A 20,997-nucleotide genomic window follows, 5' to 3' on the forward strand; every position below is an offset into this window, starting at 1 on the left:
GCTCATGCTCCTGTCGTCGGTAACGGCGCACGCTCGCAGACCAGTTTGGCCTCGCGCATCGCCTGCCAGAACGCCGCTGGAATGACGGCCGACAATGCCGCAACGTCTTCCGCGATCCGCCCCGGACGACTGGAGCCCGGGATCACTGCCGCCACCGCCGGGTTGGCCAACGAGAATTGCAACGCCGCTGCTTTGATATCGACGCCATGCGCCGCTGCGATGCGTTTGATCTGCTCGACCTTGCCTGCAATCGCCGGGCTGGCTTGCTGATATTCGAAATGCGCACCGCCGGCAAGGATGCCCGAGCTGTACGGGCCGCCGACCACGATCTCGACGCTCTGCGCCAAGGCAGCGTCCATCAACCGCTGCAGCGCGCGATCATGGTCGAGCAGCGTGTAGCGACCGGCCAGGAGAAAGCCATCCGGCTGTGCTTCGCTCAGATCGAGCGTCAACTCACAAGGCTCGACCTTGTTCACGCCCAGCCCCCAGCCCTTGATCACGCCTTCTTCGCGCAACCGGGTGAGGACTTTGAACGCGCCGGTACGCGCCTGGTTGAAATATTCCAGCCACTGATCACCGTAGAAATCCTGAGCGATGTCATGCACCCAGACGATGTCCAGGCGATCGGTTTGCAGACGCTTCAAACTGTCTTCAATCGAGCGCATCGTCGCGTCGGCGCTGTAGTCGTTAACGATTTTGTTCGCACGACCGTGCTCGAACACCCCGCTCTTCTCACCCAGATCACGCGCCGCAGCGTCTTCGATTTCATCGAGGATCACCCGGCCGACTTTGCTGCTCAGCACGTAATCGTCACGGTTGTACTGAGACAACGCGGTGCCCAGGCGAATCTCGGACAGGCCCGAGCCGTAAAACGGCGCGGTGTCGAAGTAGCGCACGCCAGCATCCCAAGCGGCGTGCACGGTGGCCTGCGCTTCTTCTTCGGGAATGGCGCGGAACATGTTGCCCAATGGCGCGGTGCCAAAACCGAGTGCACCCGGCAGTTTGTCTTTCAGACTCATGATTCAATCCTCGTAATGCTCAGAGGTCGTTGATGACCATTGAGCAGATCGTAGATTGCGGTGGTCGGACCGTCCAAGACATAATCTGCAGCACTTGAGTCCCCGTAGGTCTGACATGATCGACATCCGCCAATTGCGCTATTTCGTAGCGGTCGCCGAAGAAGAACACGTCGGTCGCGCCGCCGAGCGCCTGCATATTTCCCAATCGCCGCTGAGCCGGCAGATCGCTCAGCTTGAAGAACGCCTGGGCCTGACCCTGTTCGAACGCAGCCAGCAGCGCATTCGCCTGACACGCGACGGCCAGACGTTCCTCGCCGAAACCCGTGCCCTGCTGACCCACGCCAATCGTCTGGAATCCCTCGGCAAACGCCTGGGTCGCGGGGAAGAAGGCGGTTTGTGCATCGGCTACATCGAGAACGCCATGCACGCCGGCGTCTTGCCGAATGCCTTGCGAGTGCTGCGCGCAGAGCGGCCGAGCGTGCATATCGCGCTGTACAACCTGAGCTCTGCCGAGCAGCTCGAAGGGCTGCGTCAGCGTAGTCTCGATATCGCTCTGGTCAGCGAACCACCGGTCGGTGACGACCCGGATTTGCTCGGATTTCAGGTGCTCGACGACCCGATGTTGCTGGCCCTGCCCGAGCATCATCCGCTGGCGCAGCAGCCTAAACTGGCACCGGCCGATCTCGCGGAGCAGGAATGGATCGGCGTGCAGCATCGCCAGAATGCGGCCAGCCACGACGACTTCGTCAGCGCCTGCATCCGCGCCGGTTTCACCCCGGACATCCGCATGAAGGCCACTGAACCCTTTACTGCACTGGGGTTGGTGGCGTCGGGACTCGGCGTCGCGATGATCCAGAGAGGCCTGAGCCGCAACGCACCGCCGGGAGTGGTCTTGCGGGAAGTGCCGTGGATTTCCTTTACCACGCCGCTGTGGGCGGCGTGGCACCGGATCAATCTGCGGCCGTTGGTGGAGACGTTTCGCAAGGTGTTGACGGAGTAGATAGTGCTGTCCTAGCGGTCCATGGTGTGGGACTGCTTCAACGATAACGATCCGGCAAAACGTTGGTTGCGCTCGCGTATCTACCCACACATGTCGGCGCCATTGCCGGTCGATCAAGCGAGAGAAAAGCACCCGGGTCGGCTTCGCGCAAGTACACCGGCATGTCAGTTACTGGCGGCATGGCCGGTATCTCGAAATACATCTGGATCACCCAGCCACGGTGATAGCTGGCGTGATTGACGACGTGCAGGAGCATCTCGCCGGCGCTCATGGTGGCGCTTTCGCCGGAAACAAAAGTGAATTCGACCGCTTTTTCCAGCGACGCATCTGTCTGCCAGGCGGTCCATTTGCAGTACCAGTTATCGATGTCGTTTTGTGCCAGGCGTAGCTCCGGCAAATCCGGGTGCAGCAGATCGTGGGACGTCTTGAAACCGTGGCCTCGGCCTTCGAGGTGGGCCTGCCAGATGCAGTCCACGATGTAGATGTGATTGAGGGTACCAATCATGTTCTTGAACACCGAGACGCGGTCTTTATAGACCTCACCCGGCGGCAGGGCTGCCAGGCTGTCAAACAGGCGCCGGTCGGCCCAGCGTTTGTAATCAGTCAGCATGCGGGCAGTGCGTAGGTTGAGCATTGCAGTTCTCCCATGGTGATGGGCGCACTGCCAAGCATAGCCCGCGTGACGCCTGCCCGCGCAAAGGCTGATCATCGGTCGGGATCACTTGCGTGCAACGGAGGGTAGCGACCTGCCCGCCCAACTGATCTGCGGTGATGCAGTTGGCAAAATTGATTATTTATGTGGCCCGGAACTACAGACCTGCGTAATCGATCCTAGACTGTGTAATACATCCCTTACGCTTTATGTTGTCGGAGGACACCGTTATGCGCCGTCTGTTACTCATCTCTTCGCTCGTGCTGTGCTTGCCCGTTGGTTCGGCCTTGGCCGATGTTGACGCAAAAGATGTTGCCACGTCGGCGGGTGTCTCCGCTTCGCTGTATTCGACGTTCAAGGATGACAAAATGATGATCCCCGCCCGGGATGACGCTTCCAGTTTCGTTGCCAGTGGCGGCACGATTCGCGGCGTGTATCTGGAGTCGGTAATGCAGGATATCCGTCAGAAAAATCCTGGGTTGACGGCGAGCGACGCAGAACTGGCTCAGGCCATTCTTGCTCAGTAAATGGCCTGGCCGTGATTTACGACAGCACACCCAACACCAACGCCGGCTGCTCGATCTTCTCGAACAGCCGGTTTTTTTGCGCTGCCGGTGAACGGTTTCACCCGTGGAGCGCGTAGAGAATGTGAGACAAGCAGAACCTACAGGATTAGCGATTCTGGCTTTGGTCCGTGTTGATTGTGGTGAGCCGTAACTCGCCGTCGGGATCTGTGGCCGTGCTGACCGATGCGTAATCGGCGAGCGTCGCATGCGTGGTTTCGAGGGGCTGGGCATGGGTCGAGGTGATGATGACAAGGTCTGCACCCGAGGCTTCAGCTGCCTGAATGCCGACGGTCGCATCCTCGAAAATCAGGCAGTCCGTTATCTCGACGCCGAGTCGCTGCGCTGCGAGTTTGTAGCCTGCGGGATCGGGTTTACCGGCACTGACGCCTTCGGCCGTGATCATCACGGCTGGCTCGGGAATGCCCGCTGCAGCCATACGGCGTAACGCCAGCAATCTCGGCGCAGAGGTCACGATAGCCCACTTGTCCGCCGGCAACGACCGCAGAAACGCTGCCGCACTCGCCACCTCGACGATGCCCTCTACGTCTTCGATTTCTGCTTCGGTGACCCAGGCCGCTTCCGCCTCGGCATCCACTCCGGGCAGTCCCAGTCGGGTGATCGTGTCGACAGCCCGCACACCATGGATAGTCGGCAGGAATGACTCGACGTCAACGCCATGGCGCACAGCCCAGGTAGTCCAGATGCGCTCGGCGGCAGCAATCGAGTTGAGCACGGTGCCGTCCATGTCAAACAGGAACGCGCGATAGGGCTTATTGAAAACGGATGCATTCGCTGACAAGAAAAAACTTCCTTTCGCTAGAGGCGGAAACACCTGGCCAGCAATGTAGCATCAGCGAGACTCTATGACCGCACCACTCGAAGTATTTTGGCGGACCGGTTCCGAGCAGAAGGCCGCTTCCACGGTATCCAGCAACTGCCCCATCGCCCACGGCTTTTTGATGAACTTGACGTCGTGCCGCACTCCGGACGTTTCCGGGGTTTCGTAGCCAGACATGATCATGATCGGCTTGTCCGGCCAGCGGTCGCCGAAGTGGTTGGCGAGGTCCGCACCATTCTTTGCACCCGGCATAGTGATATCGGTGAGCAACAGACGAACCTTGTCTGCATGCTCTTCCAGATAAACGCATGCCTCATCCGCACTGACCTTGGATTCAACTTTGAAGCCTTCGTCCAGAAGAATTTCGACCAGAAACTCCAGGATCAACGGGTCATCTTCAACTACAAGAATCAATCCCTCAGGTCGGTTATTGCCCGCCTTGGATTCTGGACACATACGCTGCCACTCCCTGATAACTCGAATAATGTTGCGGGCTCAAATCCGCTGCTTATGAGGTATGAGCAGCGCGCTCCGCGGAAATTCACTTTTGATACAAGCAACTGATAAAAAGTGACGTTTAACACCTCAAGAGAGGTGCAGCGACAGCTTTGCGGGGTCACGCCGGCGCAATTTTGGGTAAAATGCCACCCCCTTGAATTGCCGACGCTGCCCAATGAACTCTGACGCCCTCTCCACCCTCCACGATCATTTGCTCAAGGCATTGGCAGACGCACCGGATGAAACGCGCCGGCTCTTCCATGGCCGCGGCCGTTGCTGGCCGGGGCTGGAGCAGGTCACGGTGGACTGGCTGCAAGGCGTGGTGCTGGTGTCACTGTTTAAAGAGCCGGAGGCGGCACAACTGGCAGCGCTGAAGCAGTTGCTGATGGCGGCTGCTGCCTCACCTGAATGGCAACAATCCGCTGCGCACACCCTGGCGTTGCAACATCGCTACCTGCTGCAGAGCACCACCGAATGGCTGCTCGGGGACGTCATCGATGACATGACCATCATCGAGGGCGGCCTGCGATATCGCGTCGACCTGGGCAAAAAGCAGAACACCGGGCTGTTCCTCGATATGCGTTACGGTCGCGATTGGGTGCGCGCCAACGCACAAGGCAAGCGGGTGTTGAATCTGTTTGCCTACACCTGCGGATTCTCGGTGGCGGCCATCGAGGGTGGCGCCGAGCATGTGGTCAACCTGGACATGTCGAGCCCGGCGCTCAGTCGGGGCCGCGATAATCATCGCCTGAACGGCCATGACCTGAGCAAGGTGACTTTCCTTGGCCACGACCTGTTCAAGTCGTGGGGCAAGGTGATCGGCAAGGGGCCGTATGATCTGGTGATCATCGATCCACCGTCCTTTCAGAAAGGCAGTTTCCTGCTGACCAAGGACTACCAGCGTGTGTTGCGCCGCTTGCCCGAGTTGCTCGGCCCGCAGGGCACGGTGCTGGCCTGCATGAACGACCCGGCACTCGGTGCCGATTTCCTTATTGAAGGTGTGATGCGAGAAGCGCCGGGGTTGCGTTTTGAGCAGCGACTGGAGAATCCACCGGAGTTTCCTGACGCGGATCCAGAGTGTGGGTTAAAAGCGCTGGTGTTCAACTTGGGAGATTCAGCCCTCGTCCGAAGGTGAGTGCGGCCTGCAGATGAATCGCCGGGTCTTGGGTTTCAGATTCCAGCAGCAACTCGGACGTCACCACCTGCGCACCGCAGTAGTCAAAAATCCCGTGATCGATCTGGGTTTTCATGGCGTCGGCATAGCCGTGCCGAGCGTAGGTGCCCGCGTCTGCACCACCGACTCCGAACAGGTGAACGCGCAAATGCCGCAGCTTTTTTTCAAGCTTGGCATCGGCGCTGAAATCGAACGCCCAGCCATTGGCGAACACGCGGTCGATCCAGCCCTTGAGCAGCGCCGGCATCGACCACCAATACACCGGAAACACCATCACCAGGTCATCGGCGCGGTCGATTCGTGCCTGTTCGGCGAGCACATCGGCCGGCGCTGGCGCCTCCTGATGATGCACCGCCAGGTCCGCCGCGCTGAACCTTGGGTCAAACCCTTCAGCCGAGAGATCGGCCATCTCCACGGTGGCATCGGTTTGCGTCAGACCCAGGGCAATATGGGCCGCCAGGCTGTGGGTGAGCGAGCGGGGATCATGGTGAGCGACAACGATCAGCGTGCGCATGCTGAAACTCCTGATTGAGCGTCCGGGACGACAACTATATACTTTCGGTAAGTTAACGCCGTTAAATTACTTATGGTACATAGCGATGTCAATCACTGACACAAGCCGATCGCTGGCTGCGCCCGCTCCACGACGACGCCTGTCACGAGAAGCCCGTGGGCGGCAACTGCTCGATGTCGCCTGGCAACTCGTTCGCGAAGAAGGCACCGATGCGCTGACCCTGGGTCGTCTGGCCGAGCAGGCCGGCATCACCAAACCGGTGGTTTACGACCACTTCACAACACGGTCCGGACTGTTGGCGGCGCTGTATCAGGACTTCGACGCTCGGCAGACGCTGCTGATGGATGAGGCGCTGGCGCAGTGCGAGCCGACGCTGGTCGGTACTGCGAGGCTGATCGCTGCGTGTTATGTCGACTGTGTGCTGCTGCAAGGCAACGAGATTTCCGGCGTGATCGCCGCGCTGGCCGGTTCGCCGGAGCTTGCGAAAATCAAGCGCGAGTACGAAGCGATTTTCCTCGGCAAGTGCCGCAACCACCTCGCCCCGTTCGCAGGATCCGGTGAAATCCGTCCTGCCGGACTGCGCGCGATGCTCGGCGCCGCGGAAGCGTTATCCCATGCTGCTGCGAAGGGAGAAATCAACGGGGCAGATGCTCAGCAAGAGTTGTTTGAAATCATTGTGGGGATGGTTGAAAGAAACTCAAACATTGTCCCGTAGGAGCACGCTTGCTCGCGATGGCGGTGTGTCATTTACTAATATATCGGTTCATCCGACACCATCGCGAGCACGCTTGCTCCTACACGCACTCTGTCGCCTTAACCGATCCCGTTGCCAAGCCGCTGCCGCACAAATTCATTCGCGCGATGCGTCAGCTGGTCCAGATGCCGGTCGCGCTGTTTTTCCGCATCGAGCATGGCCCGCTTGCCGTGCTTTTGCAGCAGGTAGGTGTGGATCTGTCGCACTTCAAGCGAGCTATAGATCGGCGCCACATCCAGCATCCCCATCAAGCCGTCGCTGGCATGATCGCGGGTGTTCATCAGCACCTGCGTCCCGCGCACGCCCGTCACCTGAAAACCCGTCGCTTCAAAATACGGCACCTTGGCCACCGCACAGCTCAGCTCCGCATGCGGGTAACGGCCGACCATCTCGCGCAGCATTCGCCGGGCTATGCTCTGTCGACGATGACCCGCGTGCACCGCCATATACGCCACACCGCACGCATCGGGATCGTCCTGCATCGGCAGGTACAGCAGGAAACCGAGGACCTTTTCCGGGTCGTCGTCATCCGACGCCACCAGCAGCTCCACCGCAATGCCTTTCGTCCCGTTCAATGCCTCCAGATACAGATGCACCTCGAAGCCGATCGCGTACTGATAGACGTTGTACAACAGGTTGCTCGGCGGGATCGCGACCATGCTGATGTCGCTGAGGTTATCGACCACCAGTTGCAGGATCTGGCTATTAACGGGCTCAGGGCACGGAATTTTGTAGTGGGTAATCTGGGGCATGAGGCTCTCTGAAACACTGTCGACAATTTACAAAGCTACGCTGATCCCGGTAGCAGCTGGCGAAGCCTGCGTAACGATCCCGCGAATACGGCGCGCCTATCATAACGTGCACAAACGGCTCGTCTAAAAGTAAACGCTGCCATTAATGAATTCACCTCATCACTTCATGCAGTTTCACGCCCTTAATAGAAACCCTCAATCTTTCTACTATGGACTGAATAGGCAGCCGCCCGCCGGGCGATTCATGAGCCCGACGCATAACTCTATAGCTCAATACCGCAAAAACATTCTGCGAGCGCACGGGTCACTCTTTTGATGAGGACTGGCAACGCCCCGAAAATCTAGAGGAATCGAACCAATGGACGACCGTGACCTGATGTCGATCTCCCGGCGCAAATTTTTGATTGTCGGCGCAGTGACGGCAGCTGCCGTGGCGCTGCCACCTTTCATTTCCGCGCGTGCGTCTGCCGCTAACGCAGCGCGCCCGATCAAGGAAAAAGTCTCGTTCGAGGTGAACGGCAAACAGCAGTCACTGGACGTCGACACGCGCACCACGCTGCTCGATGCCTTGCGCGAAAACCTGCAACTGACCGGCACCAAAAAAGGTTGCGACCACGGCCAGTGCGGCGCTTGCACGGTGATTGTCGACGGCAGGCGCCTCAATTCCTGCCTGACCCTGGCGGTGATGCACGAAGGCTCGAAAGTCACCACCATCGAAGGGCTCGGCTCGCCAGACAAACTGCACCCGATGCAGGCAGCGTTCATCAAACACGACGGCTACCAATGCGGGTATTGCACGCCGGGGCAGATCTGTTCGGCGGTCGCCGTGCTCGGAGAAATCCGCGACGGCATTCCCAGCCACGTCAGCCCCACCCTCACTGACCAGCCGCAGCTGATTGCCAGCGAATTTCAAGAACGCATGAGCGGCAACATTTGCCGCTGCGGTGCTTACTCAAACATCATCGATGCGATCAGCGAAGTCGCGGAGGTCAGCGTATGAGGCCCTTCAGTTATCTACGCGCCAAATCCCCGGCCGAAGCCGCTGCGCTGGCGGCCCAGGTCGAAGGTGCGCGCTTCATTGCCGGCGGCACCAATCTTTTGGACTTGATGAAGCTCGACATCGAAACGCCGACCCATCTGATCGACGTCAATGGCCTGGCCCTCGACCGGATCGAAGCCACGCCCGAAGGCGGCCTGAAAATCGGCGCTCTGGTGCGCAACACCGACCTCGCCGCCGACGCCCGCGTGCGCAAGGACTACGCCCTGCTCTCCCGAGCCCTGCTCGCCGGCGCCTCGGGTCAATTACGCAACCGCGCCACCACGGCGGGCAATCTGTTGCAACGCACCCGTTGCCCGTATTTTTACGACACGAACCAGCCGTGCAATAAACGCGTGCCCGGCAGCGGCTGTTCGGCGATTGGCGGATTCAGTCGGCCATTGGGCATTCTCGGCGTCAGTGACGCGTGCATCGCCACTCACCCGAGCGACATGGCGGTGGCCATGCGTGCCCTGGATGCGCAAGTCGAAACCGTGCGCGCCGACGGCACCACGCGCACTATTGCGATTGCCGATTTTCATCGTCTGCCGGGCAATACGCCCAACATCGAAACCGCACTGGCGGTGAACGAACTGATCACCGCGGTCACCCTGCCGCCACCGCTGGGCGGCACCCACATTTATCAGAAGGTCCGCGATCGAGCGTCTTACGCCTTTGCCCTGATTTCGGTGGGCGCCGTGATTCAACGGGACGGCTCCGGCCGCGTCGCTCTCGGCGGTGTTGCGCACAAACCGTGGCGAGTGGAAGCAGCTGAAGCGGCAATGTCCAAGGGCGCCATGGCGGTGTCCGAACAATTGCTCGCCGGCGCTAAAACCACCGAACAGAACGCATTCAAACTGACCCTGGTCGAGCGCACGCTCGCTTCGGTGATAGCACAAGCGAGGGTTCAGGCATGAAATTCGACACGCCCGCCACAACCAACCCGATCGATCAGATGAAGGTGGTCGGCAAGGCCACACCTCGCATCGAAGGCCCGCTGAAAACCACCGGCCACGCCCCCTATGCCTATGAACATCACGACGCTGCGGCGAACCAGGCCTACGGTGCGGTCGTCGGCTCGGCCATCGCCAAGGGCCGCATCGCCTCGATGGACCTGGCCCTGGCTGAGTCCGCGCCGGGCGTGATTGCCATCGTCACCGCCGCCAATGCCGGCAAACTCGGCAAGGGCAAATACAACACCGCGCCTCTGCTCGGCGGGCCGCAGATCGATCACTACCATCAGGCCGTCGCACTGGTGATCGCCGAGACATTCGAGCAGGCCCGCGCCGCCGCCGAACTGGTCAACGTCTCCTATGTTATCGCCAAGGGCGCCTTCGACCTTGCCAGTTCGCGCGCCTCGGGCGTCGAAGCCAAGGACCAGATGGCCGATACGGTGCACGGCGATTTCGCCGGAGCCTATGCGGCGGCGCCCGTGCAGCTGGACGAGACTTACTTCACGCCCGATCAGGCCCACGCGATGATGGAACCGTTCGCCTCGATGGCCGCGTGGCAAGGCGACAAACTGACGTTGTGGACCTCGAACCAGATGATCGACTGGTCTGTCACTGATCTGGCGACCACCCTTGGCATGCCGAAGCAGAACGTGCGGCTGATTTCGCCGTACATCGGCGGAGGCTTCGGCGGCAAGCTGTTCATCCGCTCCGATGCGGTGCTCGCCGCGCTCGGTGCACGTCTGGCAAAGCGGCCGGTGAAAGTCGCGCTGTCGCGGCCGTTGATGATCAACAACACGACGCACCGACCGGCAACGGTCCAGCGCATTCGCATTGGTGCGAGCGCTGACGGCAAGATCACCGCGATGGCTCACGAAGGCTGGTCCGGCGATTTGCCCGGCGGCAAAGTCGAGCGCGCCGCGCAGCCGAGCAAGATGCTCTACGCGGGTGAAAACCGTTTGGTGACAATGCGCCTGACCACCCTCGATCTGCCGGAAGGCAACGCCATGCGCGCGCCGGGGGAAACGCCCGGTTTGATGGCACTGGAGATCGCCATGGACGAGATGGCAGAAAAGCTCAAACTCGACCCGGTCGAATTCCGCATCCTTAACGACGCCCAGGTCGACCCGACCAACCCCGCTCGGCCGTATTCCAAGCGCCAGCTAGTGGAATGTCTGCGCACCGGCGCCGAGCGTTTCGGCTGGGACAAACGTCATGCGCAACCCGGTACGCAACGCGACGGGCGCTGGCTGATCGGGATGGGCGTCGGCGTGGCGTTTCGCAATAACGCGTTGATGAAATCCGGCGCGCGGGTGCGCCTCAGTGATCAGGGCATCGTCACGGTGGAAACCGACATGACCGATATCGGCACCGGCAGCTACACGATCATCGGGCAGACGGCGGCGGAAATGATGGGCGTGCCGCTTGACCAAGTGGTCGTGCGCCTGGGCGATTCGAGCTTTCCGGTGTCGGCCGGTTCCGGTGGCCAATTCGGGGCCAACTGCTCGACGGCGGGTGTGTATGCGGCGTGCGTCAAACTGCGTGAGGCGGTTGCCCAGCGCTTGGGCGTCAGCGCAGAGGACGCGGTGTTCGCCGACGGTGAAGTGCGTTCAGGTGGCAACAATTTCCCTCTGCGTAAGGCGGCTCAGGCCGGGGAACTCGTTGCCGAGGACACGATCGAGTTTGCCGAGCTGAGCAAGAAGTTTCAGCAGTCGACCTTCGGCGCGCATTTCGTCGAAGTGGCGGTCGACAGCGCGACCGGTGAAACCCGGGTGCGACGGATGCTGGCGGTGTGCGCGGCGGGTCGGATCCTCAACCCGACGTCGGCGCGCAGCCAGGTGATCGGCGCGATGACCATGGGCGTCGGTGCGGCGTTGATGGAAGAACTGGCGGTGGACAAGCGCCGCGGCTTTTTCGTCAATCACGACCTGGCCAGTTATGAAGTGCCGGTGCATGCCGACATCCCGCATCAGGAAGTGATTTTTCTCGATGAGACCGATGCGGTGTCGTCGCCGATGAAAGCCAAGGGTGTCGGGGAACTGGGCCTGTGCGGCGTCAGTGCGGCGATTGCCAATGCGGTCTACAACGCGACGGGGATCCGCGTTCGCGAGTATCCGATCACGCTGGACAAGATGCTGGATAAATTGCCGCAGATGATTTGAAGGGGCTTGATCCGATCGCAAAATTGCGCAGATCACCTGTGGGAGCAAGGCTTGCCCGCGAAGAACGATGATGCAATCTGTCAGTGAGACCGCATCACCGTTCTTCGCGAGCAAGCTTTGCTCCCACAAGTCAAAGCAAGCTTTGCTCCCACAGGTCAAAGCAAGCTCTGCTCCCTCAGGTAATCCGGTCAGGTCATTGCGCGGCGGAATATTGCTCGGCGCTGACCTGTTCCATCCACTCGACGACCTTGCCGTCCAGCACTTCAGCGATAGCGATGTGGCTCATGGCGGTGGTCGCGGTGGCGCCGTGCCAATGCTTGACCTTCGGCGCAATCCACACAGTGTCGCCCGACTTGATCGCCTTCACCGGTTGCCCGAATTCCTGCACCCAACCCGAACCAGCCGTAACAATCAGCGTCTGGCCCAGCGGATGGGTGTGCCACGCGGTGCGAGCGCCCGGTTCGAAGGTGACTGTGGCGCCACTGACCCGCGCCGGCTCGGTACCCTTGAACGGCGCATCAACGCGCACGCTGCCGGTGAAATAATCTGCCGGGCCTTTGGCCGAGGGTTGGGAGCCGTTTGGGGTGACGGTCAGCATCGGGGTCTCCTGAGCGTGGGCATCAAAGGCCAGGAGTGAAAGCGAGAGCGCGGAGGCTGCAAGGTTCTTCATGGCTATTCTCGATAAAGTTGTGGGTACTCACTTAATTTAACGATGACGCGTTCAACTGATAAGCCACTAGAATCGGTTTAGACCTATGAGGGAGACTCATGAATGCTTCGGCAAAATGCCAATGACCTGCTGGCCTTTCTGGCAGTAGCGCGCGCGCGCAGTTTCACCAAGGCGGCTGCCAGGCTCGGCGTTTCCCAATCAGCGCTGAGCCATACCATCCGTGGCCTGGAAGCGCGACTGGGCTTGCGCCTGCTGACCCGGACCACGCGCAGCGTATCGCCAACCGAAGCAGGCCAGCGCATGCTGGAAAAAATCGGCCCGCACTTCGAAGAGATCGAGATCGAGCTGGCGGCGTTGAGCGATCTGCGCGACACGCCGGCCGGCAACATCCGCATCAATGCGATGGACCACGCGCTGGAATACATCCTGTGGCCGGTGTTGAAACCGTTCCTGGCGCAGTATCCGGACATCTCCGTGGAGGTGTGCTGCGACTACGGTTTCGTCGACATCGCCGCGCAGGGTTTCGACGCCGGTGTGCGCCTCGGTGAAGACGTTGCGCAAGGCATGATCGCCACCCGCATCGGGGCGGACATGCGCATGCTGGTGGTGGGTTCACCGGCGTATTTCACCGATCGTATCCAGCCGCTGACCCCGCGAGACCTGACCGGACATGCGTGCAACAATTTGCGCTTGCCCACCAATGGCGGGCTGTACACGTGGGAGTTCAAAAAGGATCAGGAAAGCCTGAACGTGCGGGTGTCGGGGCAAGTCACATTCAATGGCGTGTACCAGTTGTTGCAGGCGGCGCTTGACGGCTTCGGCTTGAGTTACATCCCGGAAGATATGGTGGCGCCGTACATTGAGGACGGACGTTTGGTGGCGGTGCTGGATGACTGGTGCGCGCCGTTTACCGGGTTTCATCTTTATTACCCGAGCCGGCGTCAGGCATCGCCGGCGTTTGCGTTGTTTCTCGAGGCGGTGCGGTATCGGGGGTGATTGCGCGGTGTCAGGTTTGGCAGGCGGCGGGTTCGCTACCGTCATCGCGGGCAAGCCCGGCTCCCACAGGATTGCGGCGATCCCGAACCTTGCGTACAAAACAAAAACCTGTGGGAGCAGAGCTTGCTCGCGATGAGGCCGGCACATTCAACATCAATGTCGACTGACCTGCCGCCATCGCGGGCGATCCCGAACCTTGCATACAAAACAAAAACTTGTGGGAGCAGAGCTTGCTCGCGATGAGGCCAACCCTCACACCACAAGAACCTCAGAACGCCCTCACTCCGCCACCGCCACCTGATTACGCCCGCGCGCTTTCGCCCGGTATAACGCCCTGTCCGCGTTGTTCAGCAAGCTATGCAGGTCATTGTCATTGACCTCCATCGCCGCCACGCCAAGGCTGGCGGTAATGCGGTGCACCGGCCCGGTCATCAGGGCAGAAATGGAACGCGTCAGTTGTTCGGCGATGGCCGTGGCGAGGTCGATCGAGGTATTGGGCAACAGCACCGCAAACTCCTCCCCTCCCATTCGACCGGAAACGTCAGCCTCGCGAAAGCACTGGCCGATCAGCACGCCCATCTGCCGCAACACCTGATCGCCGGCCTGATGCCCGTAGGAATCGTTGATCTGCTTGAAGTGGTCCATGTCCAGCATCACCGCGCACAACGGCACGCGATTGTTTTTGCAGTGGTTGAACAGCAAGTACGCCTCGGCAAAAAACGCCCGGCGGTTCTTCAGGCCGGTGAGTTCATCCGTCTGCGCGGCGTGCAGGGACAAGCGATGGGCGAGCTCCATTTCGCGGGTCAAACGAAAAGCGGTTTCCAATGCGTCGGACATTTTGCGCGTCGCGCTGGCCACAAACGAAGTGAAAACCAGCACGGCCACAGCTATACCGAACTGAAGGGGGGACGGCTGGAACAACAGCCAGAACGTAGACGGGAACAGCACCAGGCCGATTGATACCAGCGTCATGTACCGATACGCCGAGTAACGCGACACCGCGCTGACCGACATGCCAACGGTAAACAACATTACCAGCGCCTGCGCCAACAAATCATCTGGCGGCATCAGTGCCAGCGCACCGGCACCCCAGATGCCGGCGGAAAGGACCAGCGTGATCCAGTAGATTCGTTCCCACCGCTGCGGATCCGGCCCCCCGGCGCCGCGACGGAAATACAACGCGAACATCAACAGGCGCAACAGTGCTGATCCCGTCAGAATCGCCAGCCACCACGTGATCACTCGATGATCGAAGCGGTCCCAGCACACCCAGCACAGCATCACCGCAGCGAGAAAACTGCCGAATACTGCGGAGAATGATTGATGGAAAAGCTGATGCAACCGGTCGCTGCGGACCTGCTGTGCGATAAACATTTGCTGGTCGTACCGAAATCCCTGGTCACCCATTTGATCCGCCTGATCGAGCCGCTGCGACAAACCACTATTGTGGCAGTCGCAGCGATCAATGGCGACAGGGACAAGCGCATCGCGCTAGCGCATCAAAGGCTCTGGCCGGCGGTGCGTCCGCGCATTACCACTGATAAGTCGCGCTCGCCTGAACCGTGCGCTGCGCGCCGTACCAGCACCACGAATACGAAAAGCAGGACGCCACGTATTCCTTGTTGGCGAGGTTGCTCGCGTTGACCGCCAGGCGAAGGTTGTCCTTGAGGCTATTGATGCCCGGGATGTCGTAATGCACCGAGGCGTCGAACAGCGTGTAGCCCGGCACTTTCAAGGTGTTGGCGGTATCGCCCCAGGACGAGCCTATGTAGCGCGCCCCGGCTCCGACGCCGAAGCCTTTGGCGACGCCGTCGTGGAACGTGTAGTCAGCCCATGCCGAGGCTGTGTGCCGCGGCACGCCATAAGTGGTCGTGCCCTCGGCGGAAGCGATGTCGCTCAGCGGCGCGTAGCTGACGGTGCTGTTGGATTTAGTGATGCGGTTGTCCAGATAGGCGTAAGCGGCGGTGATGTCGAGGTTGTCGTTGAGGCTGGCCTTGCCTTCCAGCTCGAAACCACGGGACTGCACTTCACCGGACTGCTCCTGGCAACGCCCCGCGCCGCAGATATGAGTCGGATCCGGATCAAGCGTCGGCACGTTGCTCTGACGCAGGTCAAAGATCGACGCGGTGATAAAGCTGTTGCTGCCCGGCGGCTGATACTTGATGCCGACCTCGTACTGTTTGCCTTCGGTAGGCTTGAACACCGAGCCGCCAAAACCGGTGCCCGATTGCGGCTCGAACGATTCCGAGTAACTGACGTAGGGCGATATGCCGTTATCGAACAGGTACACCAGACCGACGCGCCCGGTGAACGCTTCGCTGTCCAGCGAGGTTTTTCTCTTGAGGTTGGTGCGCAGATCGACCGTGCTGTTGTTATTGTCGGCCCAGTCGTAGCGGCCGCCCATCAGCAACACCCACTTGTCCCACTTGATCTGGTCCTGCAGGTACAGGCCTTTTTGCTGATTGCGTTGCGTGCCATCGCTCTGAAAGGCCGGCGTTGCGACCGGCAGGCCGTAGACCGGCTCGAAGATGTCCAGATTCGGGCCACCGGCGAAACCGGATTTGGTGTCGGTGCTGGTGTTCTGATAATCACCGCCGAACAGCAACGTGTGCTGCAACGGACCGGTGTCGAATTTGGCCTGCGCCTGGTTATCCAGCGTGTAAGACTCGAGGTTAACGTCGGCGGCGATGGTCGAGCGTCTCGAGGTGCGGTAATCCGCCATCAGGTTGCTGTTGTAGAGGCTGCGGTAATCGCCTTCGCTGCGCAGATAGCGAGCGTTTTGGCGCAAGGTCCAGACGTCGTTGAGGTGATGCTCGAACAGATAACCGAGGGAGAAATACTCGCGGTCACTCTTCTCGAAATCTTTTTCGCCGTCGTAGAAATCGACATCGATATCACGCCCAAGCGGGCTGTCCAGCACCGAACCCCACGCGGGCGTCGAACCGTACGAAGCAGCTTTTGGGTCCTTCTGGAAATGCCCGAGCAAGGTCAGCGAAGTGTCGGCATTCGGCCGCCAGGTGAACGCGGAAGAGATCGACTGGCGCTGGGTTTCGGTGTGTTCAAGCTGGCCGTCGGCTTCGTCATACAGGCCGGCGAGGCCGTAGGAGTAGATGCCTTGATCGTCGATCGGTCCGCTAAGGTCGAACGTCGTGCGCTTCTTGTCGAAGGTACCGTACTCGACGCCGATCTCATGGAACGGCGTGTCCAGCGGCCGCTTGCTGACCATGTTGACCACACCGCTCGGGCTGGCCTGGCCGTAAAGGACCGACGAAGGGCCGCGAAGAATGTCGACGCGCTCAAGGTCGAAGGCGTCTTTTTGTGGCGAGGCATCGCGGCTGCCGGGCATGCGCAGGCCGTCGAGGTACACCGCCGGGGAAAAGCCTCGGATGGTCATCTGGTCCAGGCGCGATGCCGTTGAGCCACGGGTTTCCGGGACCACAGCGGCGGTGTAACGCAGAATTTGGTTGAGGCTTTCCGCGCCCTGGGCGCGCATCTGGTCCTTGGTGACCACGGATATCGACTGCGGCGTTTCATTGAGCGGCGTGTCGGTTTTGGTCGCAGACAACGAGCGCGTAGCGACGTAACCGTCAACCGGGCCGGTCGGACTTTCGCTCTGGTAGCCGCCGTTGATGTTGGTAGCTTGCAACTCCAGAGTGCCTTCGGTGGCCTCGGCCATCGGCTCGATGCGATAGCGCGTGGACGACAGCGCGATGGCGCTGAGGCCACTGCCCTGCAGCAGTTGCGCGAGAGCGTCAGGTGTGGCGAATTGACCGTTCAATCCTGCGCTGGTTTTGCCACGGGTCAGCGCGGGATCAAAGGCTAATGCCAGCCCCGATTGTTCGGCCAGGCTGTTGAGCGCCCGACTCAGATCCCCCGCCAGAATCGAGAAACTGCGCACCGCGCTGGCGGGTGCGTCCACGGTTGGCGACTCAGCGGCAGACAGTGGCATTGCAACGAAAGCCATCGCCACCGACAGCGCCAGTGGATGCAACGGACGAGCAAAGCGTGACATGGGAGATCCTGCGAAATGGAAGACATTACTAACCATGACGCGCATGTCGGCGAAACAGACAACGAATCGTAGCGATTCTCATTAGTTTTTTTGCGAGTGCCTTGCTGCATGAGGTAACCGAGAGTGCTGGAAAACCCATGGGCGCAGAGCCTGCCCGCGATGGCGGCGAGCGAAAGTTTCTCCCTATCACTGCGCAACACTGCACCTATTAGCTGACTCCCGCAGTCGGGTCTAACCTTACCCCGGCGCTGGCATCATAAGCTGGCCGGTGTAGTGCTGATAAGGAGACAGGAATGAGTCCGAAGCCGGACCAAGGCCGCCCGTGGAGCAACTCGATTGCGTTTGTGAACAGGTTGCGTGTTCAGCCGATCAGTTGTTCGAATTGCCGGGCCACAGCTTGAGCATCGACTTCGCTTGTTGCTATTCAAACGCCCATATCGGGCCGTGTAGTCGAATGAATACGACCAAAAAGGTAGCTCGCACATGGCAAACGAATCGAAATGCCCGTTCAACCACGCCGCTGGCGGTGGCACGACGAACCGCGACTGGTGGCCTGACCAACTGAATCTGAAGATCCTGCATCAACACTCGTCCCTGTCAGACCCCATGGACGAAAATTTCAACTATGCCGAAGCGTTCAAGACCCTCGATTTTGAAGCGCTCAAACAAGACCTGCGCGCACTCATGACCGATTCGCAAGAGTGGTGGCCGGCGGACTTCGGCCATTACGGCCCCCTGTTTGTGCGGATGGCCTGGCACAGCGCCGGCACCTATCGCACCGGCGATGGTCGTGGTGGCGCCGGTTACGGACAGCAGCGTTTTGCCCCGCTCAACAGCTGGCCGGACAACGTCAGCCTCGACAAGGCCCGCCGCTTGCTGTGGCCGATCAAGCAAAAATACGGCCCTAAAATTTCCTGGGCTGACCTGATCGTCCTCACCGGTAACGTCGCGCTGGAGTCGATGGGCTTCAAGACCTTCGGTTTCTCCGGTGGTCGTCCGGACGTCTGGGAACCGGACGAATCGGTTTACTGGGGCTCGGAAAACAAGTGGCTGGGCGGCGACACCCGTTATGGCAAAACCAATGAGCCGATGCAGGAACCCGGCGAAGGCCCACTGGTAGCAGAGCCTGGCGAAAATGAGGAGAGCCGCACCGACAAGGGTCGCAACCTGGAAAACCCGCTCGCGGCCGTGCAAATGGGCTTGATCTACGTCAACCCGGAAGGCCCGGAAGGCAACCCCGACCCGCTCGCCTCGGCGAAAGATATTCGCGAAACGTTCGGCCGTATGGCGATGAATGACGCAGAAACCGTCGCGCTGATCGCCGGCGGTCACGCCTTCGGCAAAACCCACGGTGCCGGCCCTGCGGATAACGTCGGCGCCGAACCCGAAGCCGCCGGCCTGGAACAGCAGGGCCTGGGCTGGAAAAACAGCTTCGGCACCGGCAAAGGCCCGGACACCATCACCAGCGGCCTGGAAGTCACCTGGACCACCACGCCAACCCAGTGGAGCAACAATTATCTGGAAAACCTCTTCGGTTTCGAGTGGGAACCTAACCTGAGCCCGGCCGGTGCCAATCAGTGGATCGCCAAAGACGGTGCCGGGGCCGGCACGATTCCGGATGCCCACGACCCAAACAAGCGCCATAACCCGACGATGCTGACCTCCGACCTGGCATTGCGCTTCGACCCGATCTACGAACCGATTGCGCGGCGTTATCTGGAGAATCCGCAGGAGCTGGACGATGCCTTCGCGCGCGCCTGGTACAAACTGCTGCACCGCGACATGGGCCCCCTCTCGCGCTACCTCGGCCCGGAAATGCCAAGCGAAGAACTGCTCTGGCAAGACCCGATTCCCGACGTCGACCACGCCTTGGTCAACGACAGCGATGTGGCCGCGCTCAAGAGCCAACTGCTGCAATCCGGCCTGTCGGTCTCGCAACTGGTGTCCACAGCCTGGGCGGCAGCCTCCACGTTCCGCGGTTCGGACAAACGCGGCGGCGCCAACGGCGGTCGGTTGCGCCTTGCACCGCAGAAATTCTGGCAATCCAATCAACCCGAGCAGCTGGCTAAAGTCCTCGATACCCTCGAGCGAATTCAGAGCGAATTCAACGGCGCACAAGGTGGAGGGAAGAAAATTTCGATGGCTGACCTGATCGTGCTGGCCGGTAGCGCCGGCGTCGAGCAAGCCGCGAAAAATGCCGGTCACAGCGTAACGGTGGCGTTCACCCCAGGCAGGATGGACGCTTCGCAAGAGCAAACCGATGTTGAGTCCTTCGGGTTTCTCGAACCGATCGCCGACGGCTTTCGCAACTACACCAAATCGCACTACAGCATTCCGGCCGAACACTTGTTGATCGACAAGGCGCAACTGCTGAACCTCACGGCGCCAGAAATGACGGCGCTGATTGGCGGCATGCGCGCGTTGAATACCAACGTCGGCGGAACTCGTCACGGTGGGTTCACGGCGCAGTCGGAAGCGTTGACCAATGACTTCTTCAAGAACCTGCTGGACATGAGCGTCGAATGGAAACCGACTTCGCCAGACAACACCGAATTTGAAGGGAGGGATCGCAAGACCGGTGAAGCGAAGTGGACGGCGACGCGAGTCGATCTGGTGTTTGGCTCGAATGCGCAGTTGCGCGCATTGGCCGAAGTGTATGCCAGCGCGGATTCGCAGGATAAATTCGTCAAAGACTTTGTCGCTGCGTGGACCAAAGTAATGAACCTGGATCGGTTCGACCTGCAATAACCGCTGTCGTTGAAACTGCAACGCCTCCCGTGTGGAGGCGTTGTACTTTGGACTTGCTGGAAGGACTAGACGGGAGAGATGGTAGCGAGCGCACCGATCAAGATAGTCAGCACCAGAAATCCACCGAGGAAAATCGACATCTTGGCCATCGCTGCCTCCTGCTCTGAAAGAGATGCCAGTGTGGGCCGCTGGCCGCGCGCATTACAGATGCAGGTGAGAGGGAAAAGTACGGATCAGATGGTGTTATCGCGTTATATCCATTCAGTCCTGACCGGTCGGACTGATTTTTGGCGCAGGTGTCGATGCAGGGTCAGGAGCATTGAGAAATTCGTTCCAACCTTCGCAGGCATTGTGATGCCGCAACGTCGCCTCCTCCCACGCCGGCCCCGACACACAACGGGATGAGACCAACACCATCATCCCCATCGTCGCGGCATCCATCTCGATCAGCAACTCGTGAGATTTGCTCCTGAAGTCTTCGATTGAAATCATTGAAATGTCCCCCAGCGGAATACACCGCCATCAAAGAGCAAGTGCTCCTCAGGCGGTTGAGTTGTGGGGGGTGGGAAAATTCAGGTGGGGTGACCGCCGGTTGGTGGGTTTGGCTTTTGGTTTTGTAGGGCTCGGGAGTTTTTGTGGTTGAGAGCAAATGTTCG

General features: G+C 60.1%; 19 protein-coding genes. 9 read left to right on the forward strand and 10 right to left on the reverse strand.

Translation table 11 applies throughout. From position 1 onward, the window contains the following. Positions 1-2 precede the first annotated feature (2 nt). On the reverse strand, positions 3-1,019 hold the full coding sequence (locus ACYZTS_RS22040) for an aldo/keto reductase (protein WP_461992041.1): 1,017 nt from the start codon (positions 1,017-1,019) through the stop codon (positions 3-5). 115 nt (positions 1,020-1,134) lie between these two features. Here ACYZTS_RS22040 and ACYZTS_RS22045 point away from each other — a divergent pair, with 115 nt between their 5' ends. Continuing rightward, entirely contained in the window at positions 1,135-2,019 is an 885-nt protein-coding gene (locus tag ACYZTS_RS22045; RefSeq protein ID WP_461992043.1) for a LysR substrate-binding domain-containing protein, read from the forward strand. 37 nt (positions 2,020-2,056) lie between these two features. On the opposite strand, the gene ACYZTS_RS22050 is transcribed toward ACYZTS_RS22045, so the two are convergent. Then, positions 2,057-2,653, reverse strand: a complete 597-nt coding sequence (locus ACYZTS_RS22050; RefSeq protein ID WP_461992045.1) for a DinB family protein — start codon at positions 2,651-2,653, stop codon at positions 2,057-2,059. Between the two features lie 248 nt (positions 2,654-2,901). Here ACYZTS_RS22050 and ACYZTS_RS22055 point away from each other — a divergent pair, with 248 nt between their 5' ends. After that, complete coding sequence (locus ACYZTS_RS22055) at positions 2,902-3,198, forward strand: DUF2388 domain-containing protein (RefSeq protein ID WP_028623104.1); 297 nt, start codon at positions 2,902-2,904, stop codon at positions 3,196-3,198. A gap of 145 nt (positions 3,199-3,343) precedes the next feature. Here ACYZTS_RS22055 and ACYZTS_RS22060 read toward each other — a convergent pair whose 3' ends face one another. Continuing rightward, the gene (locus tag ACYZTS_RS22060) at positions 3,344-4,036 is read right to left on the reverse strand and encodes an HAD-IA family hydrolase (RefSeq protein ID WP_461992046.1); all 693 of its coding nucleotides are present in this window, start codon (positions 4,034-4,036) and stop codon (positions 3,344-3,346) included. Positions 4,037-4,087: 51 nt separating this feature from the next. After that, positions 4,088-4,531 carry a response regulator gene (locus ACYZTS_RS22065; RefSeq protein WP_028623106.1) on the reverse strand — a complete coding sequence of 148 codons (444 nt, stop codon included), beginning with the start codon at positions 4,529-4,531 and terminating at the stop codon, positions 4,088-4,090. Between the two features lie 217 nt (positions 4,532-4,748). On the opposite strand from ACYZTS_RS22065, the gene ACYZTS_RS22070 reads away from it, so the two are divergent. Next, entirely contained in the window at positions 4,749-5,708 is a 960-nt protein-coding gene (locus tag ACYZTS_RS22070) for a class I SAM-dependent methyltransferase (RefSeq protein ID WP_461992049.1), read from the forward strand. On the opposite strand, the gene ACYZTS_RS22075 is transcribed toward ACYZTS_RS22070, so the two are convergent. Further along, positions 5,674-6,261: an NAD(P)H-dependent oxidoreductase gene (locus ACYZTS_RS22075; RefSeq protein ID WP_461992051.1), complete on the reverse strand. Its 588-nt coding sequence runs from the start codon at positions 6,259-6,261 to the stop codon at positions 5,674-5,676. The genes ACYZTS_RS22070 and ACYZTS_RS22075 overlap by 35 nt on opposite strands. Before the next feature lie 85 nt (positions 6,262-6,346). Here ACYZTS_RS22075 and ACYZTS_RS22080 point away from each other — a divergent pair, with 85 nt between their 5' ends. Beyond that, positions 6,347-6,976 (forward strand): TetR/AcrR family transcriptional regulator, encoded by a 630-nt coding sequence (locus ACYZTS_RS22080; protein WP_028623109.1) that lies wholly within the window; start codon positions 6,347-6,349, stop codon positions 6,974-6,976. Positions 6,977-7,074: 98 nt separating this feature from the next. Here the strand turns inward: ACYZTS_RS22080 and ACYZTS_RS22085 are convergent, their stop codons facing one another. Further along, positions 7,075-7,767 carry a GNAT family N-acetyltransferase gene (locus ACYZTS_RS22085; protein ID WP_461992053.1) on the reverse strand — a complete coding sequence of 231 codons (693 nt, stop codon included), beginning with the start codon at positions 7,765-7,767 and terminating at the stop codon, positions 7,075-7,077. A gap of 376 nt (positions 7,768-8,143) precedes the next feature. Between ACYZTS_RS22085 and paoA the strand changes: the two genes are divergently transcribed. The 3 genes from paoA to paoC are packed head-to-tail and all read left to right on the forward strand — an operon-like array spanning position 8,144 to position 11,915. Continuing rightward, the gene (gene paoA, locus ACYZTS_RS22090) at positions 8,144-8,767 is read left to right on the forward strand and encodes an aldehyde dehydrogenase iron-sulfur subunit PaoA (protein ID WP_028623111.1); all 624 of its coding nucleotides are present in this window, start codon (positions 8,144-8,146) and stop codon (positions 8,765-8,767) included. After that, positions 8,764-9,720, forward strand: coding sequence for an FAD binding domain-containing protein (locus ACYZTS_RS22095; protein WP_461992055.1), 957 nt, complete (start codon positions 8,764-8,766; stop codon positions 9,718-9,720). Before paoA ends, ACYZTS_RS22095 begins: the two co-directional genes overlap by 4 nt. Continuing rightward, on the forward strand, positions 9,717-11,915 hold the full coding sequence (paoC, locus tag ACYZTS_RS22100) for an aldehyde oxidoreductase molybdenum-binding subunit PaoC (RefSeq protein WP_461992056.1): 2,199 nt from the start codon (positions 9,717-9,719) through the stop codon (positions 11,913-11,915). Before ACYZTS_RS22095 ends, paoC begins: the two co-directional genes overlap by 4 nt. A 193-nt stretch (positions 11,916-12,108) precedes the next feature. On the opposite strand, the gene ACYZTS_RS22105 is transcribed toward paoC, so the two are convergent. Further along, positions 12,109-12,585, reverse strand: coding sequence for a (R)-mandelonitrile lyase (locus tag ACYZTS_RS22105; protein ID WP_461992058.1), 477 nt, complete (start codon positions 12,583-12,585; stop codon positions 12,109-12,111). 102 nt (positions 12,586-12,687) lie between these two features. On the opposite strand from ACYZTS_RS22105, the gene ACYZTS_RS22110 reads away from it, so the two are divergent. Next, complete coding sequence (locus ACYZTS_RS22110) at positions 12,688-13,581, forward strand: LysR family transcriptional regulator (RefSeq protein ID WP_028624151.1); 894 nt, start codon at positions 12,688-12,690, stop codon at positions 13,579-13,581. 279 nt (positions 13,582-13,860) lie between these two features. On the opposite strand, the gene ACYZTS_RS22115 is transcribed toward ACYZTS_RS22110, so the two are convergent. Beyond that, positions 13,861-14,988 carry a GGDEF domain-containing protein gene (locus ACYZTS_RS22115; RefSeq protein ID WP_461992060.1) on the reverse strand — a complete coding sequence of 376 codons (1,128 nt, stop codon included), beginning with the start codon at positions 14,986-14,988 and terminating at the stop codon, positions 13,861-13,863. A 124-nt stretch (positions 14,989-15,112) separates the two neighbouring features. Next, a complete protein-coding gene (locus tag ACYZTS_RS22120; RefSeq protein ID WP_461992062.1) occupies positions 15,113-17,593 on the reverse strand; it encodes a TonB-dependent siderophore receptor in 2,481 nt (826 codons plus the stop codon). A gap of 483 nt (positions 17,594-18,076) precedes the next feature. Here ACYZTS_RS22120 and katG point away from each other — a divergent pair, with 483 nt between their 5' ends. Further along, on the forward strand, positions 18,077-20,341 hold the full coding sequence (gene katG, locus ACYZTS_RS22125; RefSeq protein ID WP_461992064.1) for a catalase/peroxidase HPI: 2,265 nt from the start codon (positions 18,077-18,079) through the stop codon (positions 20,339-20,341). 261 nt (positions 20,342-20,602) lie between these two features. Here the strand turns inward: katG and ACYZTS_RS22130 are convergent, their stop codons facing one another. Then, positions 20,603-20,833, reverse strand: a complete 231-nt coding sequence (locus ACYZTS_RS22130) for a hypothetical protein (RefSeq protein WP_461992066.1) — start codon at positions 20,831-20,833, stop codon at positions 20,603-20,605. Positions 20,834-20,997 lie beyond the last annotated feature (164 nt).

Source organism: Pseudomonas sp. TMB3-21 (genome assembly GCF_054898145.1).

Coding starts and splice junctions, on each gene's coding strand:
- ACYZTS_RS22040 (WP_461992041.1), bottom strand. CDS start 1,019: ATGAGTCTGAAAGACAAACTGCCGGGTGCACTCGGTTTTGGCACCGCG.
- ACYZTS_RS22045 (WP_461992043.1), top strand. CDS start 1,135: ATGATCGACATCCGCCAATTGCGCTATTTCGTAGCGGTCGCCGAAGAA.
- ACYZTS_RS22050 (WP_461992045.1), bottom strand. CDS start 2,653: ATGCTCAACCTACGCACTGCCCGCATGCTGACTGATTACAAACGCTGG.
- ACYZTS_RS22055 (WP_028623104.1), top strand. CDS start 2,902: ATGCGCCGTCTGTTACTCATCTCTTCGCTCGTGCTGTGCTTGCCCGTT.
- ACYZTS_RS22065 (WP_028623106.1), bottom strand. CDS start 4,531: ATGTGTCCAGAATCCAAGGCGGGCAATAACCGACCTGAGGGATTGATT.
- ACYZTS_RS22070 (WP_461992049.1), top strand. CDS start 4,749: ATGAACTCTGACGCCCTCTCCACCCTCCACGATCATTTGCTCAAGGCA.
- ACYZTS_RS22075 (WP_461992051.1), bottom strand. CDS start 6,261: ATGCGCACGCTGATCGTTGTCGCTCACCATGATCCCCGCTCGCTCACC.
- ACYZTS_RS22080 (WP_028623109.1), top strand. CDS start 6,347: ATGTCAATCACTGACACAAGCCGATCGCTGGCTGCGCCCGCTCCACGA.
- ACYZTS_RS22085 (WP_461992053.1), bottom strand. CDS start 7,767: ATGCCCCAGATTACCCACTACAAAATTCCGTGCCCTGAGCCCGTTAAT.
- paoA (WP_028623111.1), top strand. CDS start 8,144: ATGTCGATCTCCCGGCGCAAATTTTTGATTGTCGGCGCAGTGACGGCA.
- ACYZTS_RS22095 (WP_461992055.1), top strand. CDS start 8,764: ATGAGGCCCTTCAGTTATCTACGCGCCAAATCCCCGGCCGAAGCCGCT.
- paoC (WP_461992056.1), top strand. CDS start 9,717: ATGAAATTCGACACGCCCGCCACAACCAACCCGATCGATCAGATGAAG.
- ACYZTS_RS22105 (WP_461992058.1), bottom strand. CDS start 12,585: ATGAAGAACCTTGCAGCCTCCGCGCTCTCGCTTTCACTCCTGGCCTTT.
- ACYZTS_RS22110 (WP_028624151.1), top strand. CDS start 12,688: ATGCTTCGGCAAAATGCCAATGACCTGCTGGCCTTTCTGGCAGTAGCG.
- ACYZTS_RS22115 (WP_461992060.1), bottom strand. CDS start 14,988: ATGGGTGACCAGGGATTTCGGTACGACCAGCAAATGTTTATCGCACAG.
- ACYZTS_RS22120 (WP_461992062.1), bottom strand. CDS start 17,593: ATGTCACGCTTTGCTCGTCCGTTGCATCCACTGGCGCTGTCGGTGGCG.
- katG (WP_461992064.1), top strand. CDS start 18,077: ATGGCAAACGAATCGAAATGCCCGTTCAACCACGCCGCTGGCGGTGGC.
- ACYZTS_RS22130 (WP_461992066.1), bottom strand. CDS start 20,833: ATGATTTCAATCGAAGACTTCAGGAGCAAATCTCACGAGTTGCTGATC.